Below are 26,121 nucleotides of genomic sequence, written 5' to 3'. Positions count from 1 at the left end.
AACTATAGGTTATATTGCTGTTTTATCATATCAGCCGCTTTTTCAGCTATCATGATAGTTGGAGCGTTAGTATTACCACCAATTAAACTCGGCATCACCGATGCATCAACCACTCTTAAACCTGTAACCCCTTTCACTTTTAGTTCGCTATCGACCACCGTCATCGGATCCTCAGTATTTCCCATTTTACAGGTGCCAATAGGGTGATAAATGGTTTCTGCCCGTTTACGTAAGTACGCTAAAATTTCCTCATCAGATTGAGCAGCGATTCCTGGCCCTATTTCCCGCGCGCCGTATTGATCAAACTCCCTAGTGGCTAATATTTCACGGGCTTTGCGTACACCATCGATCATCACAGCTATATCATCTGGATGAGTTAAATAGTTTGGATCGATAATAGCGGGTTCCAGGGGATCTGATGATGCTAATCTAATTTCACCTACGCTTTTAGGATATAAACAACACACATGGATACCGTACCCATAACCAAACGCAGTGCTGCGTCCATGATTTAATAAAATTGCGGGCAAAAAATGATATTGCAGATCAGGGCGGTCCGTAGCATATTTAGATTTAACAAATCCACCAGCCTCGGCAATGTTCGACGTCATTAATCCTTTACGTCCAAATAAATACTGGAATACGGATTTGACATACATTGGCAATGACGGGAGCGCCACAGCGTAACTTTCTCGGGCTTTACAGCGCTGTTGAACAATTGCATCCAAATGATCTTGTAAATTCTGCCCAACACCGGGTAAATCAACATTAACTTTTATGCCATGCTCTGCAAGATGAGCTTTAGGGCCAATTCCAGATAACATGAGCGCCTGTGGACTATTGATTGCCCCGCCGCACAGCAACACTTCCCGCTTAGCATTAAGATGTATCAAGCTGCCTTTAAAATGCAGTTTAACACCGGTGGCAACGTTATTTTCAATCACAATGTGCTCCACCTGTGCATGGGTAAGCACGGTTAAATTAGAGCGCTCTAATGCGGGCTTTAAATAGCCTTTTGCACTTGAGCATCGTTGTCCATTGACTTGGGTTACTTGATAAAACCCGAACCCTTCTCGTTCCTCACCATTGAAGTCTTGTAATATCGGCACGCCAACTTGTTCTGCACTTTTAACGAACGATTGGGATAATCTATTGGTATGCCGCAGGTCATTGACATGCAACAAACCCTCATCGCCATGGTTTTCACTGGCGCCATGTTGTTGACGTTCAGATTTAATAAAATAAGGTTTAACGGATTGCCAATCCCAGCCCTGAGCCCCTTGAGCTTGCCAATCATCATAGTCTTTCTGATCACCACGTATATAACACATAGCGTTAATAGAGCTAGAGCCACCTAAGGTTTTACCGCGAGGCCAATATAGTTCACGGTTATCTAAATTGACTTGTGCTGCCGTATTATAATTCCAACCGACATTTTTAATTCTGGATAACAACGACAAACCAAATGGAATATGGATTAAAGGATTTGAGTCTTTGCCACCGGCTTCAAGTAAACAAACCTGAACATTAGGATTTTCACTTAAACGAGATGCTAAAGTAGAACCAGCGGAACCTGCGCCAATAACAATAAAATCAAATTGGGTCTGTTTTAATTCATGCATGCCGGTTTCTGCTTTAAAGGTTGTAATTAGTTAAGGTTACGAATAAATAGTTATTTGAGTTCACAAGACAGGTCAACTGCTCTGATGTCATACCAGTTAGTTTATCAAAAAATAAAACGGGTTGTTACTTTAATGTACAGGTTGATCTAAATAAATAACGACAAACTTGACATTAAAAGCCCCTCACCTTCACACTTAACAATAGATTAAGGTAAATAAGTTAAAACTAAGTGGCAAACACTCTTCGAAAACGATTTTCATTAGCACTCCACGAATGGATGGCGAAATGGATGATCAAACTTGGCAAATTGCGCCATGTGGATTATACCATTGAAGAGTTAAATGCATTAGCACGGCCACATTTTCCCCAAACCTTTGACGTGGAGGTTCCAGTGGGAAATGGCAAATTGGCCATTCTCGAGGCCGAGATAGACATCCCCCATAATAGTGATGTTGTGAAAGTGCAGCTCTACTCAAGCCTCAATATAGATGCTGTTGGCAATCCACTTTACCGAGCTCATTTGTTGATTATTTTAGAGCTAACGCCGAAATACAATGCCGTGAGCAAAACGGTGGAAATTGATTCTTTGAATTTAGCGTCAATCAGATTGATTAATGACGAATATGCATTACTTAACGATTCTAAACAGTTACTTTCCTTAGTCTTTCCTAAAAGCGTGCAGAGCTTAATATCAGGTACTTTTAAGTCAGCACTGGGATTAATGACTGCTGGTAGTTCAGATGTTGCAGCAGATTATCTAAAGCTTTATTTATCGGGCAGCAAGCAACGAGTACTGGATTACCACAAACCGCAGATTTCAAGCCTGTTAGACAAAACCAAACACAATCCAGAATTCGTTTACAAACTAGACCCCGATGATTGGCAAGAAGCATTGTTCATACAACATGGCCGCAGTGTTTGTGTAGAGCAACGCTGCATTCGGTTTAAGTTTTAAGCAGATTTTTTTGTGGCTTCTTCGGTTTCCAAATGATCATGCTCGTCTTCTTGATCATAAACCTCATCATCGACAATCGATAGATCCGTTTGCCGCACGCGTTCACCTATATCATCAATATTCAGAGAAGGATCATCAATACACTTTTCAAGCATTTCAAAAGCTTCGGTGAAGTAAACCGACAACGTTTCCAGGGATTTTACGTTTTTATCACAGCAAACAATCCCAACATTAGCCGTTCCCGCATAGGTAATTAAAGTAATATTTACTCCCCCACCTGGCGTCATAGTTGAAATGGGATAGCAAGAAAGTAACTTACTGTCTTTTAAGTAACGTATATCTGTGGGGCCAGGCACATTAGAGATAAGAATATTGGCAATTGGACGGACAAAATCCGATAATCGTAACATTTCAAATATTAACGAATAAGACTGTATTAGCACAGTGTAATAACTGAATGCTAGAGGTCTGGAACGCTTTGCTGCGCGTTTTACAATGCGGTGATTTTCAATTATTTGACGCAAGCGTAAATAGGGGTCGTTCTTACCGTGGGCTAAACGTACGGGGACTATGGCTATTTTGTTCCCTGCTGCCTGATCGCCAGGCTTACGCAAATTAATTGGCATGTTGGTGTATAGGGCTTTTTTAAAGGTGTGACCTCTATCCATCAAAAATCGATGTACCCCAATGTCAAAGCAGCAAAGTAAAATCTCATTAGCAGATGCCCTGGCACGCTTACTTAATCCCCTTACCCGGGCAAAGTTCAAATCTACCGTTGAAACAACCCGGCCTTTTTTGACTTGGCCCGTTAATAAGGTTTTGGTTCCTGAGAAAGGTAACGGCATATAAGTAGAGTTGATTCGCGTTAACTTCATCAGTAAGCGCAGAACAATATAAAGTAAGTCGAACACCACCATAAATAACTCAAAGGCACCGCCAAAAATTAACGTTAAGATCCCTAACTTTCTGCGCTTACGAGTACGTCTTTTAGCTGCCCAAACCGGTATAAAAGTATCAGTATTTTTTTCGGGTAAATAACCTGCTTGGAACCAACGAATTAATGTCGCCCCATCACCGTATAAATGATGCACTTTGGCATAAATGGCATACACATTACTGTGGTTATCAGTAATGAAGTGGTACTGCCAAAGGGGTTTGTCACGATCCAACCACTGTTCATGTAGTTTGGCGACAAATTTATGCAACGCTTCTTTATCATTTACATCGTCAACCACATGATATTGAACATGATAATCCATATCTAAGGTATCAATTTCATTAAGGCCAATGGGAAACCCCATAAAACTTTTAACTGTGCCATTGAAAGGGCTCACACCTTTGTCGAATTGTTTTACCTCGTTACACAAATCTTCAACATAGGTAGAGGAAGCATTTTCTGGCATTTCCAAAAGCTGCAAACTGGCAACGTGTTTTGGGTTATCATCAGACTCAGTAATCCAAAATGTTTTGTCGAGAAATGATAGTTTCTTAGTCAATCTCAATATTCCTTAAACGTACGGATTTCTAGGAAACGCCTAACGCGCTTACCAAAGTTTGAGTTGCGATTGCTTCTTGCAAATGATGCAGCTCCCCGGGCGGTAGATCAATATATGGTAATACCGCAAATAGAATAGTCGCCAAGCCTTTATATAAGTAAGTTTCATCGCTTATATTTTGACCTTTTAAAGCATAATAGTTCGCTGATTGACTAAACACTAGACCAACCAGCTCAACAATCTGAATTCCTTGGTGAAAACTCGCCTTTAAACTGCCCTTTTTAATGAAAACATTGATTAATTTTTCAATACTTCTTTCTTGTGAAAGTATCAGCAACTTAAACTTTTTAGCCACCATGGGATAATTTTCAGCGAGATTAGCTTGATTATGGAAGAGGAATTGAAAGTGATGACCTTTTTCTAAAATGACGTACAGAAAATAAAAAAACTCTTCAATAGTCAAATCTTTGTTAGTTGCTGAATTAAATGCTGTATCTATTTGATTTTTATATAATTCAAACAGTGCTGATACTATCATCTCTTTGCCTTTAAAATGATAGTAAAGATTTCCTGGGCTAATATCTAATTCAACCGCAATATCAACGCTACTGACATTACTCTCCCCGTGTTGGTTAAATAAATCCAACGAAGTGACTAGTATTTTCTCTGCCGTTTTCATACTGAACAACCAAAGTTAGTCGAATAAATTTTCTTGCATGGCCAATTTAAATAACAAACGCACACCGGGAAGTAACATGGGTTTGTAAATTGGATAAAATATTTTCACCTATCATTCCATAAAATATTAGCAACATACAAGTGCTAGAAATAAAATAATAGGTTATTCATTTGAATCATGTTTAGGGTAAATTATGTTTACTTTTTGGCCATTAACATTATTATTTGTCTGTAACATCACAAATTGTATAAATGTTTAACGCCAAAGGTCGCCCCCGATTAGTTAGTAAATAGATGAATCAATTTTAGCAACCAATAACCAGAGGCAATTCCCTTGATAAGAGTGCTATTTAATAAAAAAGGTGGCGTAGGAAAATCGAGTTTAACCGTTAACCTCGCAGCTATTTCAGCCCATAACGGCCTTAAAACCTTATTGGTCGATTTGGATACTCAATGTAATAGTACTGCCTACCTAGATGCCATCAAAAAAGATGATGATTGCACTATAGCCAACCTGTTTGAACAAACGATTACGTTTCACTTGCATCGCAAACCAGCAAACGCATTTTGTCAGTCCACCAAAGTGAAAAACTTGGATATCATTGCCGGTTCTGCACGATTAACTGAATTGGAAAGTGAGTTGGACAGTAGACACAAAATTTATAAGCTAAAAGAAGCGCTAGAAGCCCTTGAACAGGATTATGACCGTATTTATATCGATACTGCTCCTGCCCTAAACTTCTTTAGTTTATCGGCACTTATCGCTGCGTCACGCTGTTTAATTCCCATTGATTGTGATGATTTTGCCAGACAAGGCTTGTACAGCTTGCAACAGAAAATTGCCGAAATTAAAGAAGATCATAATCCTGATTTAGAGATAGAAGGTATTATTGCCAATCAGTTTATGAGTAATGCGAATCTGCCAAAACAGATCATCAACGAGTTATTAGACGAAGATTATCCAGTACTACCGGAATATGTTGCGCAATCAGTGAAAATGCGTGAATCCCATCAAGCTAAAAAACCGTTAATTGAACTTGCGCCTAAACATAAATTGACCTTGTCATTGATCGGTATTTTTGACCTTATTGAAGGCCAGAATAATTAAACGATTATTCTATTATAAACAGCAAGCAAGAAGACAGAAGCGAGTGATTGACTGATGGAGGGTTAAATTAGATAAAGCTGCATAAAACCGGCTATCATCCCAAGAATAGCTCCAACCACAATCAACTTCCATTCATCGGCCTGGTAAGCAGGGCGTAATACCCCTTCAAACTCTTCCGGCGTAAGTAGTTGCATTCTTGCGCACAAATCATCCCCAACTTTTAAGGCATCATTGGCATATTCATGGGCATATTGCAGATACTTGTCAGAACTATCAAAAATCATTTTCACGGCAAGCTCTTTCATTCGGTAATACTTCTCAGAGCCAACACCTAATGCAAAGTAAGGCTGAGCTATTGCCACATAACGCTCGATAGCATCATTCACATGAAGCTCAATCAATTCCAAAAGTTGAGCCGATCCTGAGCCATGCAGCACTATATCAGTGATGTTTTTAGAGTTGATAAGCTTTTTCTCGATGATCTCAGAATACACTTCAGACACTTCTTTTTGGCGTTTTAAAAACATACCTTGAAAGGTCAACCCTAAGAATCGAATGGGCTTCTTTGGCTCGAATATTATTTTAATTGCGATCCAATTGGTGGCATAGCCTACGATTAAACCACCTAAGGGTAAAATCCACCAACTTTGAAACCAATACCAGAAAGCCATAGTAGGCAAACCGAATAGAAAGCCGAAATAAAGACCTGAACGCTCGATAAACGGAAACTCTTTTTCACCGGATCTTAAAAAAATCTCATTGATAAGCTCGGGGTCATTGACTAAGTGTTCCACCACTAATTCTTTGATATCCAGAATTTCATCTACATTGTGTTTGAAATCGTCGACCATTTTAGCAACGACGTTAGGAATATCAGCTTCAACACGTTTGTACACCAAATTTTTAGCTTGCACGGGCATAGACGCCCACATTTGAGGAGCAGACTCCTGCATGACCTGGTTGACAACTTTTCTTAACACTTGTTTGAGTCGACGTTGAATGGACGCGGTTAATTTATCTGCTTCTATTCTATCAGCGAGTTCTTGGACACTTAACAGTTTGCCTAAGACCAGTTCGACTTCTATTTCGGCCATTTCCTTGCGCTTCATAGGAATAAGTCCTTGCCAGCCGAAAAAAGGACGAATACCAATAAACTCTATTGGATAAAACATCATTTTGACTGCTAGAAAGTTAGTTGCCCAACCTACTATCCCGCTGGTGATTGGGATCAGCAACAGCAGGTAATTTTCTAAAATCCATTGCATAAGTAGCGTGGATGCCTTTATTAAGTTAATCAGAAATGAAAAACAAACTCGTAAGATAGTTACTTAGCGAAGCTCGCTGTTCAATAAATCATCGCTTTTGAGTCTACGCTAAGCCCGATACTTAGGTCAGGCTAAACGCTGCCATTACAATGGTCAATCAAATTTATGCTGTTGATTATTAATATTATAATTATGCATTAAGGTTAACGGACTTCAACCCTATAATTTCCGTTAAATTGGGTAGCGTTTTCTAATTTAATGTTTTATTAATACAGCATACTAATGGCTAATATTTTTTTAGCTGATGAGATGTTAGTTTTTATAACGACAACAGTTTATTATAGTTTTAATTTCTAGCTCTTTTGACTAAAAGGGCTAGGTTTAAAGGCTTTTAATTAAATAGTCTTAGTATCTAATCGTACTAAGTTAAATAGGTTGAACCATATGGCGTACCGGGATTCCCTTAGCGAATTGAATGCTGCAATCAAACATGCAGAAAGTTACCAAGAGTACAAGGAAGCCTGCCAAGAACATGATGAAATTTCTGGTGCAGAAGATTGGAAAGCAAAAGATGCCTGTAAAGAATACGATTACCGTCTTATTCGCAAACGTGTACAGCGCATTAAATTAGCCCGTTCGCGGGGCGATGCACTGGGTTTGATGTCGATTTTGCATGAAGGAATTCATGGAAACCTAGGTAATATTGCCAACTCAGCGATAAAAAATCACAGCAAAATTGGTACAAAATACCTCATCCAAGAATTTATCGACCAAGTCTGTGAGTCCTTAGATTTTATTTATCACGCAGATGAGTCTGAAATCGATTTTTACGAGAAACTATCGTTCTTTGATGAAACTGCCCATGCGTTTGGTCAAAGTTGTCTAATGCTAAGTGGCGGCGCGGGTTTAGGATTTTTCCACGGTGGCGTGGTCAAGTCTTTGAGCGAACATGATTTACTGCCAGACGTTGTCTCAGGGGCAAGTGCCGGCTCAATCATTGCGAGCCTCATTGCTACCCGCACCAATGAAGAACTAAAAGAAGCTTTAGAACCGCAAAATATTTACGAAAAATTTAGTAATTGGCGTATATGGCAAGGCTTTGGGCGCAACAGCCTAATGGATAGCTCAAACTTAGAAAATGCATTAATCGAATTATTCGATTTAATGACATTTGAAGAAGCCTACGAGAAAACGGGCCGTCACGTTACTGTAACGGTCTCACCGTCAGATTTGCACCAATATTCTCGTTTACTGAATGCTAAAACTTCGCCCAATGCAATTATTACCCAAGCGGTCAGAGCTTCATGTGCCATCCCATTGGTATTTAGCCCGGTGCAACTCAAAGCTAAACAGGCAAATGGTGACATAGTGCCCTATATTCCCAATCGACGTTTCGCTGATGGCTCCTTGATGGCTGATATGCCTTTTAAGCAGTTAGCTCGCCTTTATGGTGTTAACCATAGTATTGTAAGTCAAACAAACCCTCTGGCTGTGCCGTTTTTATCCCGTGATAAAAAAGATACAAGAGGCATTGCAGCCCTTACCTGGCGACACATTGCAAATATCACTAAGATGAATAGCATATACGCATTTGACGTTTTAGAAGGCGTTACGTCTCACAAAGGTGCCAAGTTAGGCATTCATAAACTTCGCTCGGTCATCGATCAACAATATGTAGGCGATATTAATATTTTGCCTCAACGGGGTTTTGCCAGCTTGAAGCATATCTTAGCGAACCCGTCGTTACGCAGTATTGAAAAATTGATTTCTAGTGCAGAACAGGCAACCTGGCCGCAAATTGACCGTATTAAACGGGATACACAAATTAGTGAAACATTTAGCAAGTATCTTAAAAAGCTAAAGAGCAGAGAACAAAGAGTACTTACTCAGCACAACGGTCTCCGATTGGTGGATTCACCAAAATCAGCCTAAAAGTCTCTTTCATGGTGCGGTTCAGGTATGGGAACTTAGGTGACAAGCCTGTTACAGTGATATTGTGTAGTGTGACTTGGCATATACATTGACATCTATGGTCTGTCTGAATAGATCCCCTTACAACAGTCAAAACCAAAAAATCCTCAGACTCAACTGGGGATTTTTTAATTATATGGCACTTTAGGTGCGTCTTATTTGTAAGGATTGCCTGTTTTCTGCGTAAAAACGTATTTTAGTTTTGGCTAAAATAGAGACGCTTCCCGCCCCTAAAATCTACTCTTTATCGTCAGTGCTTTTAGTGGTTGTGGTTTTTTTAGCGGCAGGTTTGCGCGTTCTTGTACCCGTAGTTGTTGCACCTGCGGTTTTGGCTGCAGTTGTTTTAGTCGTGCTAGTGGGTTTACTAGCAGCGGTCGACTTAGCAGTGGTTGTTTTTTTGGCCACTGTCTTGCGCGTACTCGCGGGCTTAGCTGCAGTTGTTGACGCTTTGGTGGCCGTCGATTTCGTTGCAGACTTTGCGGCAGCTTGTTCAGCAGCCTTTTGCTGTGCAAGCTTAGCGACTACGTCAATTAGGTTATCAACTTTGTTAGAGAGTATTTCCAGTTGAATTTCGCGACTTTGACTCTGCATGCCCAATTTACTTTTGAACATTGCAATTTTGCTTTTTAACATCGACTTCCCCTTAAATAGTGAGCTGTGTTCTAGTTTAGCTTTAATATCCGCTTCCACCGATTCACCGCGTACGATCAGGTCTTGAACTAAAGCATTGCCGTCTGTATACAATTTGTCCAGTGCATCAGTGGATTTGTTTAAGCTTTCTCCATATGCGCCAACACTTGCCAACCAAGACTTACGCCCGGTTTCTTCTACAGATTCTATCGCTTTCATAACTCCCCCGACTTTATATCTCACTAGAGACGTATAGAAGTTCAGGTACTGTAAACCTTAAGATGACTTAAGGCTCACAGCAATTCCTGAACTTATTGATATTACTTAGCTGCTAATTTTGCAACTGCATCAGTTAATGCATCAATTTTTGCAGAAAGTTCTTCCACTTTGTCTTCAGAACCTGAAGATGCATCTAAACCTAACTTTTTACGTACTTCAGAAACACGCTCTTCAACATTGGTCTTAGCTTTGATTTTCGCTTTGGCTTCAGTTTCTAATACTTCGCCCTTTTCTACTAGCTCTTCAAATACTTTACCTGCTTCAGTGGTCAATTTTTCGTATTGACCTTGAGCTTCGTCGAAACTCTTACCATAAGCACCTAAACCAGCTAACCAGATTTTACGTGCAAAATCTTCAGCGTCTGAAACTTTACTTTTGATTGCGTCTAAATTAGTCATGATTATTTCCTCGATTTGTTGACTGTAATCAAGGTTAACGATCAAAATTAGAAAGCGCATACTAATCTTACAAATTAATCCAAATTAATTCGAAACATTAGTGCAACCATTTGAAATTAAATGACTTTAAAATATTAATAATGGATCGTAGGGATAGGCGTTTTGAGGAGAGATTTCAACTTATAAACTAACATTCATATTATTAGCGTTATGTTCACAGAAGCACTGCGGTGTATTCACTATCTGCGAACAATGAATACACAGCAAAATATTTAATCAACCAAATCCTTAGGAATTTCGGCGCGAATTTCATGCCAAATTTTACCTGACTCTATTCCATATTCGCGTACAACAGACACAACTTTATCAAATTCTTCTGCATCAGCTAATTCCATTAATTTTTGATAATAGTTTCGAGATAATTCACGAGATTTAGGGCAAGAGAAATAGTATCCACCAATTCGAGAATACAAACCTCTAAAACCATTCATCATCAAAACATACACTTTGTTACCTGAAGCAAACGCCATGTCGTGGTTAATTTGATAATCGAATAAGGCAAACGCAGCCCCGTCTTCGGGAATATCTTGATATCCTTTGAGGATCTCCTTCACTCGTGAAGCATTATTTTTAATTGCACCACGAATAAATACTGCACTTAAATTTGTTCTCGCCGCTAACAGGTGATCAACTAATTCGGAAATCCCTTCTTGATCTAAACGTGCCAGTGTTTCAAGGATATTTAAACCCGACGTTTCCCAAAAATTATTCACTTTGGTAGGTTTACCATGCTGAATTGTTAGCCAACCATCTCGGGCAAGTCTTTGAAGTACTTCTCGCAGAGTTGTGCGAGTCACGCCTATGAGTTCTGACAACTCACGCTCCGCCGGTAAAATCGTCCCTGGCGGAAATCGCCCACTCCATATTGACTCAACAATATATTCTTCTGCAAATCCTGCTGGACTTTGTGCCTTGTAAATCATGCAACGGCTCTCTTATTATCATTTTAGTGTCATGTTGATAACTCATTGTACCAGATGAATTTTATATGGAACAACGAAAGTTTAACAGTATGTTAATTATTTAATAGACTTTATCTGTCGCAAAGCTGAGCAATATCTGTTCAAATAGTATCAATTCACTGATTAACAACAGATTTACCTTGCATTTATTGCGCTTACCTTTTAAAAATGAAGGGATAAATATTTGCGATTGCACTTCAGGTCGATGAGTAAAAGGACTCCTCTATGCAAGTTTCAATGACTCAAGCTATTTACAAAAACTTTTTAGGCCATGCTCCGGATTGGTACAAGCAGGTTATTGTAGGGTTTTTAATCTTAAACCCAATTTTATTTTATTTTGTTAGTCCCTATATTGCTGGTTGGGTGTTGGTTTTGGAATTTATCTTCACCTTGGCAATGGCCCTAAAATGCTACCCGCTGCAACCCGGCGGGTTATTGCTCATAGAAGCACTTTTCATAGGCATGACATCTCCAGGTCATATGTATCATGAAATAACTGTAAATATTAGTGTGGTTTTGCTGCTGGTATTTATGGTCGCAGGCATTTACTTCATGAAAGATCTGCTGATGTATTTGTTTACTAAGCTATTAATAAAGATAGAAAACAAACGCGCACTATCCTTAGCCTTTATTATCGCTTCGGCATTTTTATCTGCATTTTTAGATGCATTGACGGTAATTGCAGTAATTATTGCTGTAGGTTTAGGCTTCTACAGTATTTATCATAAAGTGGCCTCAGGTAAAGATTTCCACATCGATCACGATCATTCCAGTGATGATGAAATAGCCCAACCAAGTCGTGATGATTTAGAGAACTTCCGAGCATTTCTTCGTAACCTGATGATGCACGCAGCTATAGGAACAGCGCTAGGTGGCGTTATGACCATGGTTGGTGAACCGCAAAACTTGATCATTGCAGACAAAGCATCATGGGGTTTTGGTGAATTTTTCGTTCGCATGGCGCCGATTACGATTCCTGTTTTCTTTTCAGGCTTGCTTACCGCCTATTTCGTCGAAAAAATGGGATGGTTCGGATACGGCGCGCAATTGCCGCCTGTCGTTAGAGGCATTTTGAGTGATTACAACACTCAGATGGATAAACAACGTACAAAATTAGATACCGCTAGACTCTTTACCCAAGCCATTATCGGTATTTGGTTAATCATCGGCTTAGCTTTACATTTAGCAGAAGTGGGTCTTATTGGTTTATCAGTAATTGTACTGGCCACCACCATGTGTGGCGTTATTGAAGAGCATTCTATTGGTAAAGCGTTTGAAGAAGCCTTACCCTTTACTGCCCTGCTATGTGTGTTTTTTGGTGTTGTGGCGGTGATCATTGACCAAGGCCTATTTACACCCGTAATTAACTACGTGCTAACGTTTGAAGGTAAAACTCAACTGGTGATGTTCTACCTCGCCAACGGAGTGTTATCTATGGTCAGCGACAATGTCTTTGTAGGCTCGGTCTACATTACCGAAGTCACCACAGCGCTGCAAAATGGACAAATCACCCGAGATCAGTTTGATTTGTTAGCCGTCGCTATCAACACAGGAACGAATTTACCCAGTGTAGCCACCCCGAATGGACAAGCGGCATTTTTATTCTTGTTAACGTCCGCTATCGCGCCTTTACTACGCTTATCATATGGTACTATGGTTTATATGGCATTCCCCTTTACAATTGTCTTAACCCTAGTAGGTTTGGCTACAACCTATTTTGGTTTACAGGAACTGACCGACGTTTTATATAATCTGCATTGGATAAACCATCATGTTCCAAGCGAAGCCGCGGGTGCCCCTAGCGCTCACTAAAATTTAGGATAAAATTCATCAAAATGAACATATTTGTATACTTGGGCAATTTAGCGTCAACGCGATGGGCTTGGTTGACGTTGACGTTGTCTGCATTGGCCTTGATTGTAACCGCGCTGTTTTTTCAATACGGATTAGATCTTAAGCCATGCATCATGTGCATTTATCAACGCACAGCCGTATTTGGTTTACTGTTCGCAGGTTTACTCCCTACCCTCAAAAACAATATCATCACTCGATTTATCGGTTTTGTGACCTGGGGGATCTCGGCTATATGGGGCATGTTTATCGCCATGGAGCACGTAGATATCCAGAACGAAACTAACCCGTTTTTTGTTTCCTGTGAAATTGTCCCTAATTTCCCTGCATTCCTTCCCTTGCACAATTGGTTGCCCAACATGTTTGCTGCCACTGGTGATTGCGGCAGTATTGATTGGGAATTTATGAATATGAGTATGCCTGAATGGATGATTGTGGTGTTTGCAATTTACAGCGCCGTGTTTACCGTGGTTTTATTCAGTCGACTTTTTACCCGCCGCAGCTTTTAAGTCAAACCAACGGCTAAACACAGAAATCGATTAACCCGCAAGTTAATCGATTTCGTTCAACGGCCAAATCACGATGTGATCTTCAAAGTCGCGCTCATCCACGTCTTTGTCGAATACCGTTTTTCCCCGCACAGACATACCAGCCTTGTGCATTTCTGACTTTTTATTCTTATGCAGTAATGGATGCCAGCTAGGCAGCCCTTTGCCTTCGTTAAGTCTACGATAACTGCAACTAGGCGGCATGTAGGCAAGCTGATGAAGGTTATCCTGGGATAATGTGACACATTCTGGCACCAGTTCATCACGGTCTGCGTATTGGGTACAAGCACATGTTTTAGTATTCAAATAGCTGCACACAACATTGGTAAAATGTAACTCTTCAGTGTTAGGCAATTGCGCGGTTTGGGAAGGCGTGACTTGATTGACGGAGTCTTCTTGAGGCGCGTTTACGGCGAGTTCATCAACTTGCCCAGCACTAACTTCTGACAGAATGTCTTCTGTGGCGCTTTCTTCTTTGACACTGTCTTCTTTGTCACCTTCATCTATGATTTTGTGTAAGCAACATTTAGCGCAGCCGTCACAAACGGCCTCCCACTCTTGACGATTCATTTGTGCTAACGATTTCGTCTGCCAAAAGTTTGCTGCTAAGCTCATGTTTCCACCAGCACTTTGCTGTTTACACTAAAATGCTCATGTAAACTCAAACACAATTGATCACCAGGATGCAAGGGCCCCACCCCTTTGGGTGTCCCTGTTAGCACTATATCACCGGGCAACAAAGTGAAAACCTCGCTAATTTGTGACAATAAAGAAGCAAGGTTCCAGATCATCAGAGACGTATTTCCGTGCTGTCTGAGTTGTTGATTAATGTGCAAACTAAAATCTAAACTTTGAAGATCAGCCAGTTCCCCAACCTCAACAAAACCCGACATCGGACAAGCCCCATCAAAGGCTTTAGCTCGCTCCCAAGGTAAACCTTTAGATTTAAGTTTACTCTGCAAATCTCGTAGGGTTAAATCCAGTGCCAGACCCACTCCATAGATAGCATTGAGGCAATCTGCCTGGGAAGCGTTTTTTAACGGAGACTGCATCAGAATGGCCACTTCCAATTCGTTATGACAATTTCCTAAGGTTTCGGGAGGTAACGAAATCGGATTATTTACATCACATAGGCTAGTCGAAGGTTTCATAAATAATAATGGGTTATCGGGTATTTCATTAGCCAATTCTTCAACATGGTCCACATAATTACGTCCCACGCATACAACTTTGCCAACAGGTAGCTGAATAGGCTGACCATTAATCGTTTTATGACTATATTCCATCTAAGACCCCTTTTTAATTCGATCGGCCAGATAACTAACTGCACTGCCAAAATAGGTTGAACGATTCCAGCGCATAAGCGTATGAAAGTTGGAATAAACCAAATAGATCCGACCATGCTCATCATCGGGCATAATTAACGAGGCTTGTAAGTCTACATTGGGCAAATCTGCACCATTGTAGCGTCTCACTCCTAGTGCCTGCCATGCACTTAATGATTGCATCTTAGATTTAGTTAAACCCGCTAAGCTCAAATCAAAATCGGCAGGAATACGAACTTGGCGTCCCCAGGTTATACTGTCATCCCATCCTTCTTTACTTAAGTAATTAGCAATGGATGCAAAGACATCTTTGGGGTTGCTCCAGATATCTTTTTTACCATCTTTATCATAGTCAACTGCGTAGGTAAGAAAAGAAGTTGGGATGAACTGGCTTTGGCCCATAGCTCCCGCCCAAGAACCGAGAAACTGTGACTTTTGAATATGACCTTGCTGTAAAATCGTCAAAGCCGCAAACAACTGCTTTTTAAAGAACGTTTCACGTCGTCCTTCATAGGCTAAGGTAGATAGCGCAGAAATAACCGAATAATTTCCCATTATCTTTCCAAAATTACTTTCGTTACCCCATAAGGCGACAATAAAACGCGGTTGCACACCGTATTCTTCACCTATTTTTTCTAAAACCTGCTGATGTTGAGAATACAAATCGATGGCTTGTTTCACCTTCCAATCTGGTACCCGCGTGCGCAAATATTTATCTAAGGTGATTTTAGACTCTGGTTGATTTTTATCTGCTTTGATGGCGCGTTTGTAGAATGTTATGTCGGCAAACGTTTGTTCAACAAATTCAACCTCGAAACCTTCTGAAATCGCTTCCTGCTTAAGTTGCTCCACATAATCGCCGTAGCCTTGTTCTGATTTTTGAGCACAAAGGGGAAAACTTAACAGCAGAATTAAAAATAGAATGCAGTGCCGGTTCACTAATTTGATCATGTCGCCAATTTAACCTTTACTCTTTAGTTGTGATTGTTTGTGTGCCTTTAATAAGTCTTCATTTGGTGGAGGTAGTTGTAAATAAAAACCTTTTGAATTCAATTCAGTGGTTAATTTATGAATATCCACCTGGGCCAATTTTTGACGTTTTTGCAAGGCTAGAATCATTACAAAACTAGGGCTACCAAAGGTTTCCATAAGGGGTTTTGGCACATCATCAAAGTTATCTTTTTGTAAAACGTAGAGATAGGTTTGCTGCTTTTTATTACTTTTGTACACATACACAAGCATTATCGAATCTCCCCATATTTGGCCACTATTTTAAGGGCCTCATCACCTAGCAACTCCTCTCTCCAGCCTTGCATTAAATCAGGTTTTAATCCCATTTCCCGCAGTTCATCTTGTTGATGCCAATGATATTTTAACAATTGTTGGATTTGTTTTTTAGAGCCTATAACTTCAACGGGTATTTCAAGCTCATCTGCTTTTAATTGACATAAAGCTCGTATTTCAGCAGACGCTTTTTTGAATCCTTTGTGGGTGATTAACCTTTCAACAGGCGGCGGGTAGACCTCAACGGGCGCGAGTTTGGCTTCTTCCACCAAACTCAGTAAGGCTTCTGAATGGATCCGCGCTTCCTGTGGCGTCATACCATCAATGGCAAATATCGCGCCTTTGTGACTAGGCAAGGTTCTTGCGACTTCAACGAGATTGGATTCACGCACGACAAAATTTAACGCCAAGTCACGAATTCGCGCCTGCTCGATGCGCCACTTGGCTAATATTTTAAGTAAATACAATGAAATTCCTGACAACTTCCAATTGTTTTTAATATTTAAATAAGCCAGCTCAGCCGGAAGGTTAATGGACTTTTTCAATGCCAGTTGACGCATTTCTTGATAAATCCATTCCGTTCTTCCTAACGCTGCAATTTGTTCACTTAATTGAGGATAAATTTGCAACAAGTAGAGAACGTCATTTGCAGCATATTGACACTGCTCTTTACTAAGGGGACGAGCTATCCAATCTGTCCGCGACTCACCTTTATCGAGTTTAATATCTAACATTAGCTCAATGAGATTAGCGTAACCTAATGTAGCTCCCATATTTAATAAACACGCTGCAAATTGGCTATCAAAAATAGGCGTCGGGATCACTTTCAGGCTATGCCAAAACGTCTCTAAGTCTTCAGAGCAGGAATGCAAGACTTTCACAACATCCGGATTAGCTAAAAGGTCCACCAGAGGTGATAAGTCATCAATTTCTAAGGGATCGATAAGAACCAGTGAAACACCATCAAAAACTTGAATCAAGCCTAACTTAGGGTACAAGGTTCTGGTTCGCACGAATTCGGTATCAACGGCAATGGCAGACGCGTTGCTGGCTTGATCACAAAAGGATTGTAATGCTTCGAAACTAGTTATAAGGGTATATTGCATATGAAAAGATGGACACCTAGAAAGTAAAAAACCGACATGAGCCGGCTTTTTGATTTAAATGAAATAGTAAAAGATTTCGTTTAATTTAATCGCGCAGCTCTTTGCGCAGTATCTTACCAACATTTGTCTTTGGAAGCTCGTCTCTAAATTCAACAAATTTTGGTACTTTGTACCCGGTTAAATTTTTACGACAGTGATCGATCAAGATTTTTTCCGTCAATTCATCTGAGTTACGGACGACAAAGAGTTTTACTGCTTCCCCGGATGATTCACTAGGCACACCAACAGCAGCGACTTCAACGACTTGATCGTGCATTGCTGCGACTTCCTCAATTTCATTAGGAAATACGTTAAACCCTGACACTAGAATCATGTCTTTTTTTCTATCGACGATATAAAAATAGCCTTGTTCGTCAACCGTAGCGATATCACCGGTTAATAACCAACCATCTTGAATCACCTCGTCGGTTGCCTCGGGACGATTTAAGTAACCTTTCATCACTTGCGGCCCTTTAACGTACATTTCCCCGGGTTGGCCCATAGGGACTTCATTGCCATCATCGTCACACAATTTAATGTCTGTTGAGGAAACCGGCATCCCAATAGAACCTTTATAACTCTCCAGTTGCGGAGGATTCACGCTGACCACAGGACTACATTCGGTTAACCCATAGCCCTCCAACAAGACTTTGCCTGTTACTTTTTGCCACTTTTCAGCCACCGAGCGCTGCACCGCCATGCCGCCACCTAAGGCAAACTTCAAATCTGAAAAGTCAAGATCGTTAAATTCGGGAGTATTGAGTAAACCATTAAATAAGGTATTCACCCCAGTGATCACTGTCCACGGATGTTCCGACATTTCTTTTACAAAGCCGGTCATATCTCGAGGGTTTGTGATTAACAGGCTTGGACACCCAAACTTAACAAATGTCAGGCAATTCGCTTGCAAGGCAAATATATGATAAAGCGGTAGCGCAGTGACCACCAGTTCTTTTCCCGGTTGAATAACCGTCTGTAATACTGACGAAATTTGTTCTAGGTTCGCTACCATATTGCGATGAGTGAGCATCGCCCCTTTTGATACACCAGTCGTGCCGCCGGTATATTGTAAAAAAGCAATTTCATCATTGCTTATTTCAGGCCGGGTATAGGTTAAGGAAGCTCCTTTTTTAATAGCAGATAGGAAACTTTCAGTTTTCGCAATAGAGAACTTCGGCACCATTTTTTTAATGTATTTTACGGCAAAATTCATAAGCCAACGTTTAGGTGCCGGAAACATATCAGCAACCTGAGTGAGCAGAACCTTTTGCACATTGGTTTGCTCAATGACTTGCGCCAAAGTAGATGCAAAATTCTCAATTATGACAATAGCTTTGGTATTCGAATCGTTTAATTGGTGTTGCAGTTCTCGTGCAGTATAAAGTGGATTGACATTTACCACGGTTAATCCTGCACGCAAAATGCCAAATAGTGCCACGGGATATTGAATAACATTAGGCATCATAATGGCAACAGGATCACCTTTTTGTAACCCTTCACTTTGCAAATAAGCTGCAAATTGTGCAGATAAAGTGTCTAACTCGGCAAAGGTAATACTGTGACCCATATTGATAAACGCAGTATTATTCGCGTAAGTCGAAACCGATTGTTCGAATATATCAACTATTGAAGAATAACGCTCTGGGTCAATTTCTGCAGGAATATTGGGGTCGTAGTGCTCTAACCAAATTTTGTCCATTGTGCCTCCAGGGCTTATGCTTCTCAATACAGTTACATGATCTTAACGAATGAACATTAAAATTAATACAGGTAAGACCTGATTGTTTTCTAATTTTATTGTTTTAATGGCGTGTCCGCCAGAAAATTAAGCAATTTAGCTGCAATTTGTTGTGGGTAATCCATATGTAAGTGATGCCCCCCTTCACAAGTCACATGAGAAAGGTTCGTCACCCAATCAAATCTTTCCTGCATTTTTTCACGCATAACTTCATATCCAGAGGTACCCATAATCGCTAACGTAGGAGCTTGAATATTTTGCATGAAATGTTTGGCTTGTTCATCTGTTAGTCGAATAGACGACAGAGTGCGAAGCCGTCTATCTGTGCGAAAACGGAGCTGTCCATTTTGTTCGAGCAAATTTCGATTCACTAAAAGTGTAGCAGCCTCTTCGCTCAAATCGCCAGCTAATGCTCTAGCATTAACAACAGAATCATAACTTTTGGGGTGTTTCGCTTCCCTCGCCCGCAATTTCAAACGGCTTTCAATAGACTCACGCATTTGCACAGGACTAGTTTGCGCATCCTTAGACATGGGGCCAAATGATTCAATGGTAATGAAATGAGACACAAATTCAGGGAAGCTACTGGCATACAATGAGCCGACAATTCCGCCCATTGAATGTCCAAGTAAAATAAAGTTTTTATAGCCTTGACTCAATACAAGTTCATGTAAGTCATGCACAAAGTCAATTTGGTGATAATGGGCATCCGCACTGCGATGGCTAGAATGACCGTGCCCTGCAAAATCAATAGCGATCAAGTGATAATCATTCAAATAGTGAGATAAAGGGATAAAACTGGCCGCGTTATCCAACCATCCGTGCAAAGCAATAATAAGGGGTTTATCGGTATGACCATTAGCAAGTCCAGCTAACTCAAGGTTAGGCAAAGAAAACCTGACATCATGCATTTTCATATCCTTTTAGGCATGTTGTGAAAAACAAAAAAGCGGCAAGTACATGCCGCTTTTTAACACTTTATTGCCACCACCGGAAATTATCCGCCGTGATACACCGCTATCGTGATTAGTTATAATTGCCTAAAAATCACTGTTTAAGGCTCTTTATCAATGGTTCTTACACTGTTATTTCGTGACTGTGACGAACGACTAGGTTGCTGCGTTCTGATTGGCGTTGAAGCACCACCAGAGGGGCTATCGTTACTACGACGGATAAACACACGCTGATGATAAGGGCGGTATGGCCATCCCCAGTAGTTTCCATATGGCCACATACTTATGGTTCTTACGTTGACTTGCTCTAATTCTTTCCAAAGATGATATCCGGTAGATTGAATTGTTGGGAAGACAAACTTGTGCTCGCCCACCATTCCCTCTTCTGAACCTGTAACTTTTCCGGTAAAGGTAATTGCACGACCTTTTTCAAACACCACGGGATCAATAAAGCCGTCGATATAAACCCGAAATCGCCCCATACTCTGGTTTGATACAGAAGGTCTGCCATAGGAGCGAAGCGGAAAGTCTACAACTTCAACCATAGTGGCATCTGGTAAGTTGGTTATTTCAGCAATCACGCCCCCCCAACGAACAATTTTCCCAATATTGTTTTCGGGATTGCTAGTAACTTGCTGATATTCAAGTAGCGTGGTTCCTTCATCTACCTGAATGCTATCAGGGATGACCGTACAGCCCGCCATCAGAACTACTGATATAAATATCGTGATTTTCGCTAACATGAGAATCCCCTTTACTACTTAAATTCAATTAACTAGATTTAATACAACCTGAGATGATTAGGCTCCGTATTTATCTTCTACTCGTCTTTTCGCTAAACAGACCATGAATCTATCACTTCATGTTATTAAATCAATTGGACTTGCTTCTAAACTCACTCTAAATAATAGTAACACCCCATACTCACAATAGGTTTGAATATTGGTTGAATCAACTTCATTTTGGGATATAAATGCCAAACCCACTATAAATTAGCTTAGCAAATAAGCGCAAAATATTACACTAAAACTGTATGCGACAGGATTTAAAAAAGCCGATACTAGACGAATGTATCAATCCCCATTAACGATTGAATTTCACTACGTTGGTTTTCCTTGGCGAGAGATTGGTAGGCGTCTATCGCTTGACGAGCAGTAAAATCTTGAGGTTGTGAGGAGTTGCTTTTTTGTTGGCTAAAACGTTCGGCTTGAGCAAATGCTTCTGGTGTATTTTGACGCGTAACAACCTGCTGACGAGGCAACTCAGTGTCACGTCTTTGATTTTGTTGCTCTTGCGCTTCCGCTTGTTTTTGCGGTTCACGAGCAGTGGGCGTGATTGTTAGTTGATTTTGCGCAGCAACTAACGAAGATTTAATTTCCACTAAGCTAAACTCTAGCCTCCTTTTTACCTGTCAAACCATTTTAAACAGCAATAATCATGCACAAAACATGTGCGTGTGTAAAAAAGAACAAAATCTGAAAAAGGACGTTCGGCAATCAAGGGGTTATTCTCTGCCTGGTAGCTTTTTCCAGGTGACCTTATCACGTAAATATACCGGTTGAATGTTCTCAGCCTCACCAAAACGCCCTTGAGCAATAGCTTCGATTGCTAATGGCATCATAGCCGCACTAGCCGGATAAAGAATTGATGCCTGTCCTGTTTTTTCTACTATTGTTTGAAAGGCAGGGTAAGCCGCCCAACCGGTTCCGCATAGTACGTCCGGTTCCTCGGTTAATAGCGCCAACACAGCATCAGCTGAAAGCACTTGCTCTTCGCCAACCAAACTGGCTAAATTATTCTCATTGCGATATAACGCAAAATACACTTCATCCATTCGAGCATCTATGGCAACCGCAATTAACTTGGCCTGCGTTTCATCAATGGCTTGCTGTGCCATGGCCGCCAGGGTAGAAATACCAATAACCGGTTTTTCAGTGCCGAGTGCCAAGCCTTGAATAATACCGGTTGAAATACGGACCCCCGTGAAGCTGCCTGGACCGCGTCCAAACACCAAATAATCCATTTCTGCTAATGTTTGATTGTTCCGCTGTAATAACTGTTCCACCATAGGCAGTAATTTTTGGCTATGCTGCTGGGGACAAACTTCAAATATGGAATCCGTTTTTTGTTCAATAAGAATCGCCGCAGAGCAGGCTTCAGTGGCTGTATCTATCGCAAGTATCTTCATCAATTCACAGGCCTTCAGAGGAGTTTAATTCAGTTAAAAAATCGACCGCCACCGATAAATCACGGGTACGCTTCATTGGCGGTAAACTAGCTAAAAACGTTTTTGCATAATCTTTGGTGATCAGACGATTATCGCATATCACCAACACCCCTTTGTCTTTTTCATCACGAATGAGTCGCCCTGCCCCCTGTTTTAGGGAAATAACCGCTTGGGGGATTTGTATTTGCGCGAATGGATTTGCGCCTGATTTTCGACAATCTTCAATTCGCGCCTGCAAAAGTGGATCATCCGGTGCCGCAAACGGGAGTTTATCTATCATTACACAGGTCAAATCGTCACCGCGCACATCTACTCCTTCCCAAAATGCACCTGTACCTAATAGAACCGCTTGTTTGTTGCTGACATATTCGTCTAGTAAGGCTCGTTTGGTCGTGGTGCCTTGCACTAAAATTGGGTTATCAATATGTTCCTCTAAACTTTCAGCGATAATTTTCAGCATTGCATGGGACGTAAATAGCAGGAAACAACGCCCTTTACTCGCTTTAATTAAGGTTATAGCGACTTCCAGTAAATTTTGTCGCATCTCCCAACTACTAGGTTCGGGTAAATACCGAGGCACGCACAGTACCGCTTGTTGTTGATAATCAAAGGGGCTATCTAAAGCTAGGGTTTTAGCATTATCCAAGCCCATTAGACGTTGAAAGTGGGCAAAACCACCATCCACCATCAAAGTGGCAGAAGTGAAAACCCAACTGCGTTTAGGCTCTTCAATAAAACTGGCAAAACGTTTAGCAATGCTTAATGGCGTTAAATGCAAAACAATGTGCTTGGGTGTTGTTTCATACCATAAGCTCACCCCTTTTTGATTGACATCGTTTAACACTGCCAATTTTGCTTTGGCATGAGTTACCCTTTCAAATAGGGTATCCAGTTCTTTCTCTCGCCCCAAATGAATTTTAATCACTTCATAAAGCACCGTTAACGACTCGTCCAACTTACTAATTTGCGCTTCAACCTCTGGACGTTTTAACATCTGTCGCCAATTACCACGTTCTGGAGTGACGGGAAATAAAATCCGTAAATCCGCTGCAATCAAACGACATTTTTCAGCAACCTTAACCAGTTGTTCTGCGTCTTTGAGTTGAGTCCGTTTTATAATTTCAATATCTCGTGCTAAATCATGTATTTGTCGACTGGAAAGCGCTTCTCCAAAATACTCACTGGCAATATCGGGAATTTGGTGGGCTTCATCGAATACCACCACATCCGCTTCGGGAATTAATTCCCCAAAACCTGTATCTTTTAATGCCATATCAGCGAAGAACAAATGATGATTGACCACGACAATATCCGCATCCATCGCTTTATTGCGAGCTTTCACTAAATAGCAATCTTCGTAGTCAGGACAATCTCGGCCAAGACAATTATCAACTGTAGAGGTGACTAAGGGCAGAACTCTGGCATTTTCAGCCAATGATTTAAGCTCTCCCATGTCGCCAGTGTTAGTGGTGGAGGCCCATTGTCTGACTTGGGTTAACTCATCTAAGGTTGTGCGCTCTAGCAAAGTGCTATTACCACTGTGTTGTCCTAATCGGTGCAAACAAAGGTAATTAGACCGCCCCTTGAGTAACGCCGCTTGGCGATTACTTTTTAAGGCTTTTTTAAGTAGCGGCAAATCTCGGTGAAATAGCTGCTCTTGAAGATTTTTTGTGCCCGTTGAAATAATCGCTTTTTTATTGCTGATCATCGCAGGGGCTAAATAAGCAAAGGTTTTCCCTGTGCCGGTACCCGCCTCAACAATGAGTGGAACTTGATCATCAATACATTGCTCAATGGCGTTAGACATAGCAATTTGTGAAGCGCGGGGACTGAACCCTTCAATAGCAGTAGACAATACTCCATCTTCGGCAAACAACACTGACGTTTTATTCATATTCTGCTTGCCTGCCTATTACTGTCACAAATTAGTATCACTATTGTTATCCATTTAACCAAAATTGCTTTCTCGCTCCGCAACGGGAGAAATTGGCGGTGAGTATGCCAAAAAAATTAAAAAAATGTTAGCGGAAGATAACCTTTGAGTGCAGTTGTGTTGGATATAATGCTTAAAAAATTGCCCCAAAAAAGACAAGTCGCACCAAAGGTGTATTAAAAAACAGACTAATTTATCCAATATAACCCCACCAAACAGCACCAAGAATAATAAAACCATTAATAATCAAATAGATGAAACTTTGGCATAGATTAAGCAATACTTAAAATATTATTTAATTCATCATAAAACAGTAAGATTTATTTGCTATTTTTCTGTTTTCACTGATGGAAACGACAGGTTGACAATCAGTTGTTTCAAGTGGCACATAGAAAGGAGTTCGATTATGTTATTCTGGTTAATATTAGCGACTGTTGTCACCTTGATGGCAATTTTCAAGCCTGCCGATTTATCTAGTAGGTTAATGTCGGCTATAATTTCTACGATATGCTACGTTGGTATCTTTTTATTTGTGACATTGACCTTCGCTCGATCACTTAAAAAAGAAACAGCACTTTAAAATGGACTAAAGGAAACACAATGAAAACAATCAATCAGAAAATTGTATTATCACTATTTATCGCTAGCTTAGGCCTTGCTGGGTGTTCAGAAGCCCAAAAAGAATCAACCAGTGAAACCAAAGCTGAAATGACTGAAGAAATGGAAGAGATGAAGGAAGAAACTTCAGATTATCTTGACGACGCCAAGGATGAAGCGGCAGACATGATGGACGACGCAAGCGAAAAAGCGTCAGAAATGAAAGATGCAGCACAAGATAAAGCCTCAGAAATGATGGAAGATGCTGGGGATGAAGTAGAAGAAATGAAAGAAGCTAGCGCTGACAAGATAAAAGAAGCCTGCATCAAAATGAAAGAGAAAACGGGTGGAGACGTTTCTGATTGTAATTAATCATAAACGGGTGTCTTTTAAATGAGACACTATGTGTAACACCAAAAAAGAGCGAATTTTCGCTCTTTTTTCTTTTCATGGACACCCACCTTTTTGTCATGGACAGCCAGAGTTCTTTTCATGGACAGCCAGCATTTTTTTTATGGACAGGCACCTTTTAAAATACTAACCAGCTCGGTTAATTATTTGTAAAAATAGTTAACAAAGTGTTTTTTACGCCCTTATTTTAGATAAATGCATGCAGCGATTCGGTATCTGCGTTGGGTAAGTGCTTTTGAGGTGAATTTAGTACGAGGCTAGGCCTCCTTCTTGTGAAAAAATGCCTGAAATGAAAAGTGATTCAGAAGGGCGTTAACCCAATGAACTCGTTTGCCGACGCTTTCGTTTGTAGTGCTTTAAAGTATCTGTTTGTCCGGCTGCCACACTAAAATGTGTTTCAAAGGTTAAAAACATATCTTGCCAGGTGTGTTCGTCGAATCCTAAGCGTTGCAATATGGGGGATTCACTCATATCTATTGCCCCTCGTTGGTCAGGATTGATTCTGCGGCCCGATAGGTCCACTAATTGTAGATAGTCGACTAAATCAAACGTTAGTCCTGCCGGTTTTGGCTGCATTGAGTTACCGACAAAGGGCATTAACGTAGAGGGCTGATACCCTTTTTTAAAATCATGAATGCGGCGCTTTATGCTGGTGTGGTGAGATGATTCTGGGGTGGTTGCCAC

Annotated in this window: 24 protein-coding genes and 1 pseudogene; 6 read left to right on the top strand and 19 right to left on the bottom strand. The window is 40.7% G+C overall.

Annotation, left to right across the window (positions count from 1 at the left end; translation table 11 throughout):
- Positions 1 to 2 precede the first annotated feature (2 nt).
- Positions 3 to 1,622, bottom strand: a complete 1,620-nt coding sequence (locus ACYVIL_RS17275) for a GMC family oxidoreductase (protein ID WP_460313727.1) — start codon at positions 1,620 to 1,622, stop codon at positions 3 to 5.
- Positions 1,623 to 1,852: 230 nt separating this feature from the next.
- On the opposite strand from ACYVIL_RS17275, the gene ACYVIL_RS17270 reads away from it, so the two are divergent.
- On the top strand, positions 1,853 to 2,578 hold the full coding sequence (locus ACYVIL_RS17270; RefSeq protein WP_460313725.1) for a DUF1439 domain-containing protein: 726 nt from the start codon (positions 1,853 to 1,855) through the stop codon (positions 2,576 to 2,578).
- Here the strand turns inward: ACYVIL_RS17270 and ACYVIL_RS17265 are convergent.
- Together ACYVIL_RS17265 and ACYVIL_RS17260 are read right to left on the bottom strand one after the other, a co-directional pair.
- Entirely contained in the window at positions 2,575 to 4,074 is a 1,500-nt protein-coding gene (locus ACYVIL_RS17265) for a wax ester/triacylglycerol synthase domain-containing protein (protein WP_460313723.1), read from the bottom strand. The genes ACYVIL_RS17270 and ACYVIL_RS17265 overlap by 4 nt on opposite strands.
- 28 nt (positions 4,075 to 4,102) lie before the next feature.
- Positions 4,103 to 4,753 (bottom strand): TetR/AcrR family transcriptional regulator, encoded by a 651-nt coding sequence (locus ACYVIL_RS17260; protein ID WP_460313721.1) that lies wholly within the window; start codon positions 4,751 to 4,753, stop codon positions 4,103 to 4,105.
- A 342-nt stretch (positions 4,754 to 5,095) separates the two neighbouring features.
- Here ACYVIL_RS17260 and ACYVIL_RS17255 point away from each other — a divergent pair, with 342 nt between their 5' ends.
- Entirely contained in the window at positions 5,096 to 5,860 is a 765-nt protein-coding gene (locus tag ACYVIL_RS17255; protein WP_460313785.1) for a ParA family protein, read from the top strand.
- A gap of 62 nt (positions 5,861 to 5,922) precedes the next feature.
- Here the strand turns inward: ACYVIL_RS17255 and ACYVIL_RS17250 are convergent, their stop codons facing one another.
- Entirely contained in the window at positions 5,923 to 7,125 is a 1,203-nt protein-coding gene (locus ACYVIL_RS17250; protein ID WP_303475109.1) for a DUF445 domain-containing protein, read from the bottom strand.
- A gap of 444 nt (positions 7,126 to 7,569) precedes the next feature.
- Here ACYVIL_RS17250 and ACYVIL_RS17245 point away from each other — a divergent pair, with 444 nt between their 5' ends.
- Positions 7,570 to 9,057: a DUF3336 domain-containing protein gene (locus ACYVIL_RS17245; protein ID WP_460313719.1), complete on the top strand. Its 1,488-nt coding sequence runs from the start codon at positions 7,570 to 7,572 to the stop codon at positions 9,055 to 9,057.
- 276 nt (positions 9,058 to 9,333) lie between these two features.
- On the opposite strand, the gene ACYVIL_RS17240 is transcribed toward ACYVIL_RS17245, so the two are convergent.
- From ACYVIL_RS17240 to fadR, 3 genes are all read right to left on the bottom strand, one after another.
- Complete coding sequence (locus tag ACYVIL_RS17240; protein WP_303475107.1) at positions 9,334 to 9,945, bottom strand: hypothetical protein; 612 nt, start codon at positions 9,943 to 9,945, stop codon at positions 9,334 to 9,336.
- A 101-nt stretch (positions 9,946 to 10,046) separates the two neighbouring features.
- A complete protein-coding gene (locus tag ACYVIL_RS17235) occupies positions 10,047 to 10,403 on the bottom strand; it encodes a phasin-related domain-containing protein (protein WP_303475106.1) in 357 nt (118 codons plus the stop codon).
- Positions 10,404 to 10,675: 272 nt separating this feature from the next.
- A complete protein-coding gene (fadR, locus tag ACYVIL_RS17230; RefSeq protein ID WP_460313717.1) occupies positions 10,676 to 11,386 on the bottom strand; it encodes a fatty acid metabolism transcriptional regulator FadR in 711 nt (236 codons plus the stop codon).
- A 264-nt stretch (positions 11,387 to 11,650) separates the two neighbouring features.
- Here fadR and nhaB point away from each other — a divergent pair, with 264 nt between their 5' ends.
- Together nhaB and dsbB are read left to right on the top strand one after the other, a co-directional pair.
- Positions 11,651 to 13,237 (top strand): sodium/proton antiporter NhaB, encoded by a 1,587-nt coding sequence (gene nhaB, locus ACYVIL_RS17225; protein WP_303475104.1) that lies wholly within the window; start codon positions 11,651 to 11,653, stop codon positions 13,235 to 13,237.
- Between the two features lie 23 nt (positions 13,238 to 13,260).
- Positions 13,261 to 13,785 carry a disulfide bond formation protein DsbB gene (gene dsbB, locus ACYVIL_RS17220; RefSeq protein ID WP_460313715.1) on the top strand — a complete coding sequence of 175 codons (525 nt, stop codon included), beginning with the start codon at positions 13,261 to 13,263 and terminating at the stop codon, positions 13,783 to 13,785.
- Between the two features lie 42 nt (positions 13,786 to 13,827).
- On the opposite strand, the gene ACYVIL_RS17215 is transcribed toward dsbB, so the two are convergent.
- The 11 genes from ACYVIL_RS17215 to ACYVIL_RS17165 all read right to left on the bottom strand — a co-directional run bounded on the left by ACYVIL_RS17215 (position 13,828) and on the right by ACYVIL_RS17165 (position 24,390).
- On the bottom strand, positions 13,828 to 14,439 hold the full coding sequence (locus ACYVIL_RS17215) for a YcgN family cysteine cluster protein (protein ID WP_460313713.1): 612 nt from the start codon (positions 14,437 to 14,439) through the stop codon (positions 13,828 to 13,830).
- Entirely contained in the window at positions 14,436 to 15,110 is a 675-nt protein-coding gene (locus ACYVIL_RS17210; protein WP_460313711.1) for a fumarylacetoacetate hydrolase family protein, read from the bottom strand. The genes ACYVIL_RS17215 and ACYVIL_RS17210 overlap by 4 nt, the downstream gene beginning before the upstream one ends.
- Complete coding sequence (locus tag ACYVIL_RS17205) at positions 15,111 to 16,100, bottom strand: lytic murein transglycosylase (protein WP_460313709.1); 990 nt, start codon at positions 16,098 to 16,100, stop codon at positions 15,111 to 15,113.
- A gap of 9 nt (positions 16,101 to 16,109) precedes the next feature.
- A complete protein-coding gene (locus ACYVIL_RS17200; protein ID WP_460313707.1) occupies positions 16,110 to 16,391 on the bottom strand; it encodes a YcgL domain-containing protein in 282 nt (93 codons plus the stop codon).
- Complete coding sequence (gene rnd / locus ACYVIL_RS17195; protein ID WP_460313705.1) at positions 16,391 to 17,539, bottom strand: ribonuclease D; 1,149 nt, start codon at positions 17,537 to 17,539, stop codon at positions 16,391 to 16,393. The genes ACYVIL_RS17200 and rnd overlap by 1 nt, the downstream gene beginning before the upstream one ends.
- Positions 17,540 to 17,624: 85 nt before the next feature.
- Positions 17,625 to 19,277 carry a long-chain-fatty-acid--CoA ligase FadD gene (gene fadD / locus ACYVIL_RS17190; RefSeq protein ID WP_303475093.1) on the bottom strand — a complete coding sequence of 551 codons (1,653 nt, stop codon included), beginning with the start codon at positions 19,275 to 19,277 and terminating at the stop codon, positions 17,625 to 17,627.
- A gap of 95 nt (positions 19,278 to 19,372) precedes the next feature.
- Positions 19,373 to 20,227 carry an alpha/beta fold hydrolase gene (locus tag ACYVIL_RS17185; protein WP_460313702.1) on the bottom strand — a complete coding sequence of 285 codons (855 nt, stop codon included), beginning with the start codon at positions 20,225 to 20,227 and terminating at the stop codon, positions 19,373 to 19,375.
- A gap of 143 nt (positions 20,228 to 20,370) precedes the next feature.
- Complete coding sequence (locus tag ACYVIL_RS17180) at positions 20,371 to 21,012, bottom strand: Slp family lipoprotein (protein ID WP_303475089.1); 642 nt, start codon at positions 21,010 to 21,012, stop codon at positions 20,371 to 20,373.
- Positions 21,013 to 21,329: 317 nt separating this feature from the next.
- A complete protein-coding gene (locus tag ACYVIL_RS17175) occupies positions 21,330 to 21,650 on the bottom strand; it encodes a hypothetical protein (protein ID WP_303475088.1) in 321 nt (106 codons plus the stop codon).
- A 123-nt stretch (positions 21,651 to 21,773) separates the two neighbouring features.
- Entirely contained in the window at positions 21,774 to 22,457 is a 684-nt protein-coding gene (gene tsaB, locus ACYVIL_RS17170) for a tRNA (adenosine(37)-N6)-threonylcarbamoyltransferase complex dimerization subunit type 1 TsaB (RefSeq protein ID WP_460313700.1), read from the bottom strand.
- Between the two features lie 4 nt (positions 22,458 to 22,461).
- The gene (locus ACYVIL_RS17165) at positions 22,462 to 24,390 is read right to left on the bottom strand and encodes an ATP-dependent DNA helicase (protein ID WP_303475087.1); all 1,929 of its coding nucleotides are present in this window, start codon (positions 24,388 to 24,390) and stop codon (positions 22,462 to 22,464) included.
- 639 nt (positions 24,391 to 25,029) lie between these two features.
- On the opposite strand from ACYVIL_RS17165, the gene ACYVIL_RS17160 reads away from it, so the two are divergent.
- On the top strand, positions 25,030 to 25,398 hold the full coding sequence (locus ACYVIL_RS17160; RefSeq protein WP_303475085.1) for a hypothetical protein: 369 nt from the start codon (positions 25,030 to 25,032) through the stop codon (positions 25,396 to 25,398).
- A 351-nt stretch (positions 25,399 to 25,749) separates the two neighbouring features.
- Here the strand turns inward: ACYVIL_RS17160 and ACYVIL_RS17155 are convergent.
- Positions 25,750 to 26,121: pseudogene (locus ACYVIL_RS17155) on the bottom strand (transposase); the annotation flags it as partial.

It is taken from the genome of Aliiglaciecola aliphaticivorans, from assembly GCF_054782055.1.
The sequence above is the reverse complement of the archived record's forward strand: the minus strand, read 5'-3'. Positions and strand labels throughout refer to the sequence as shown.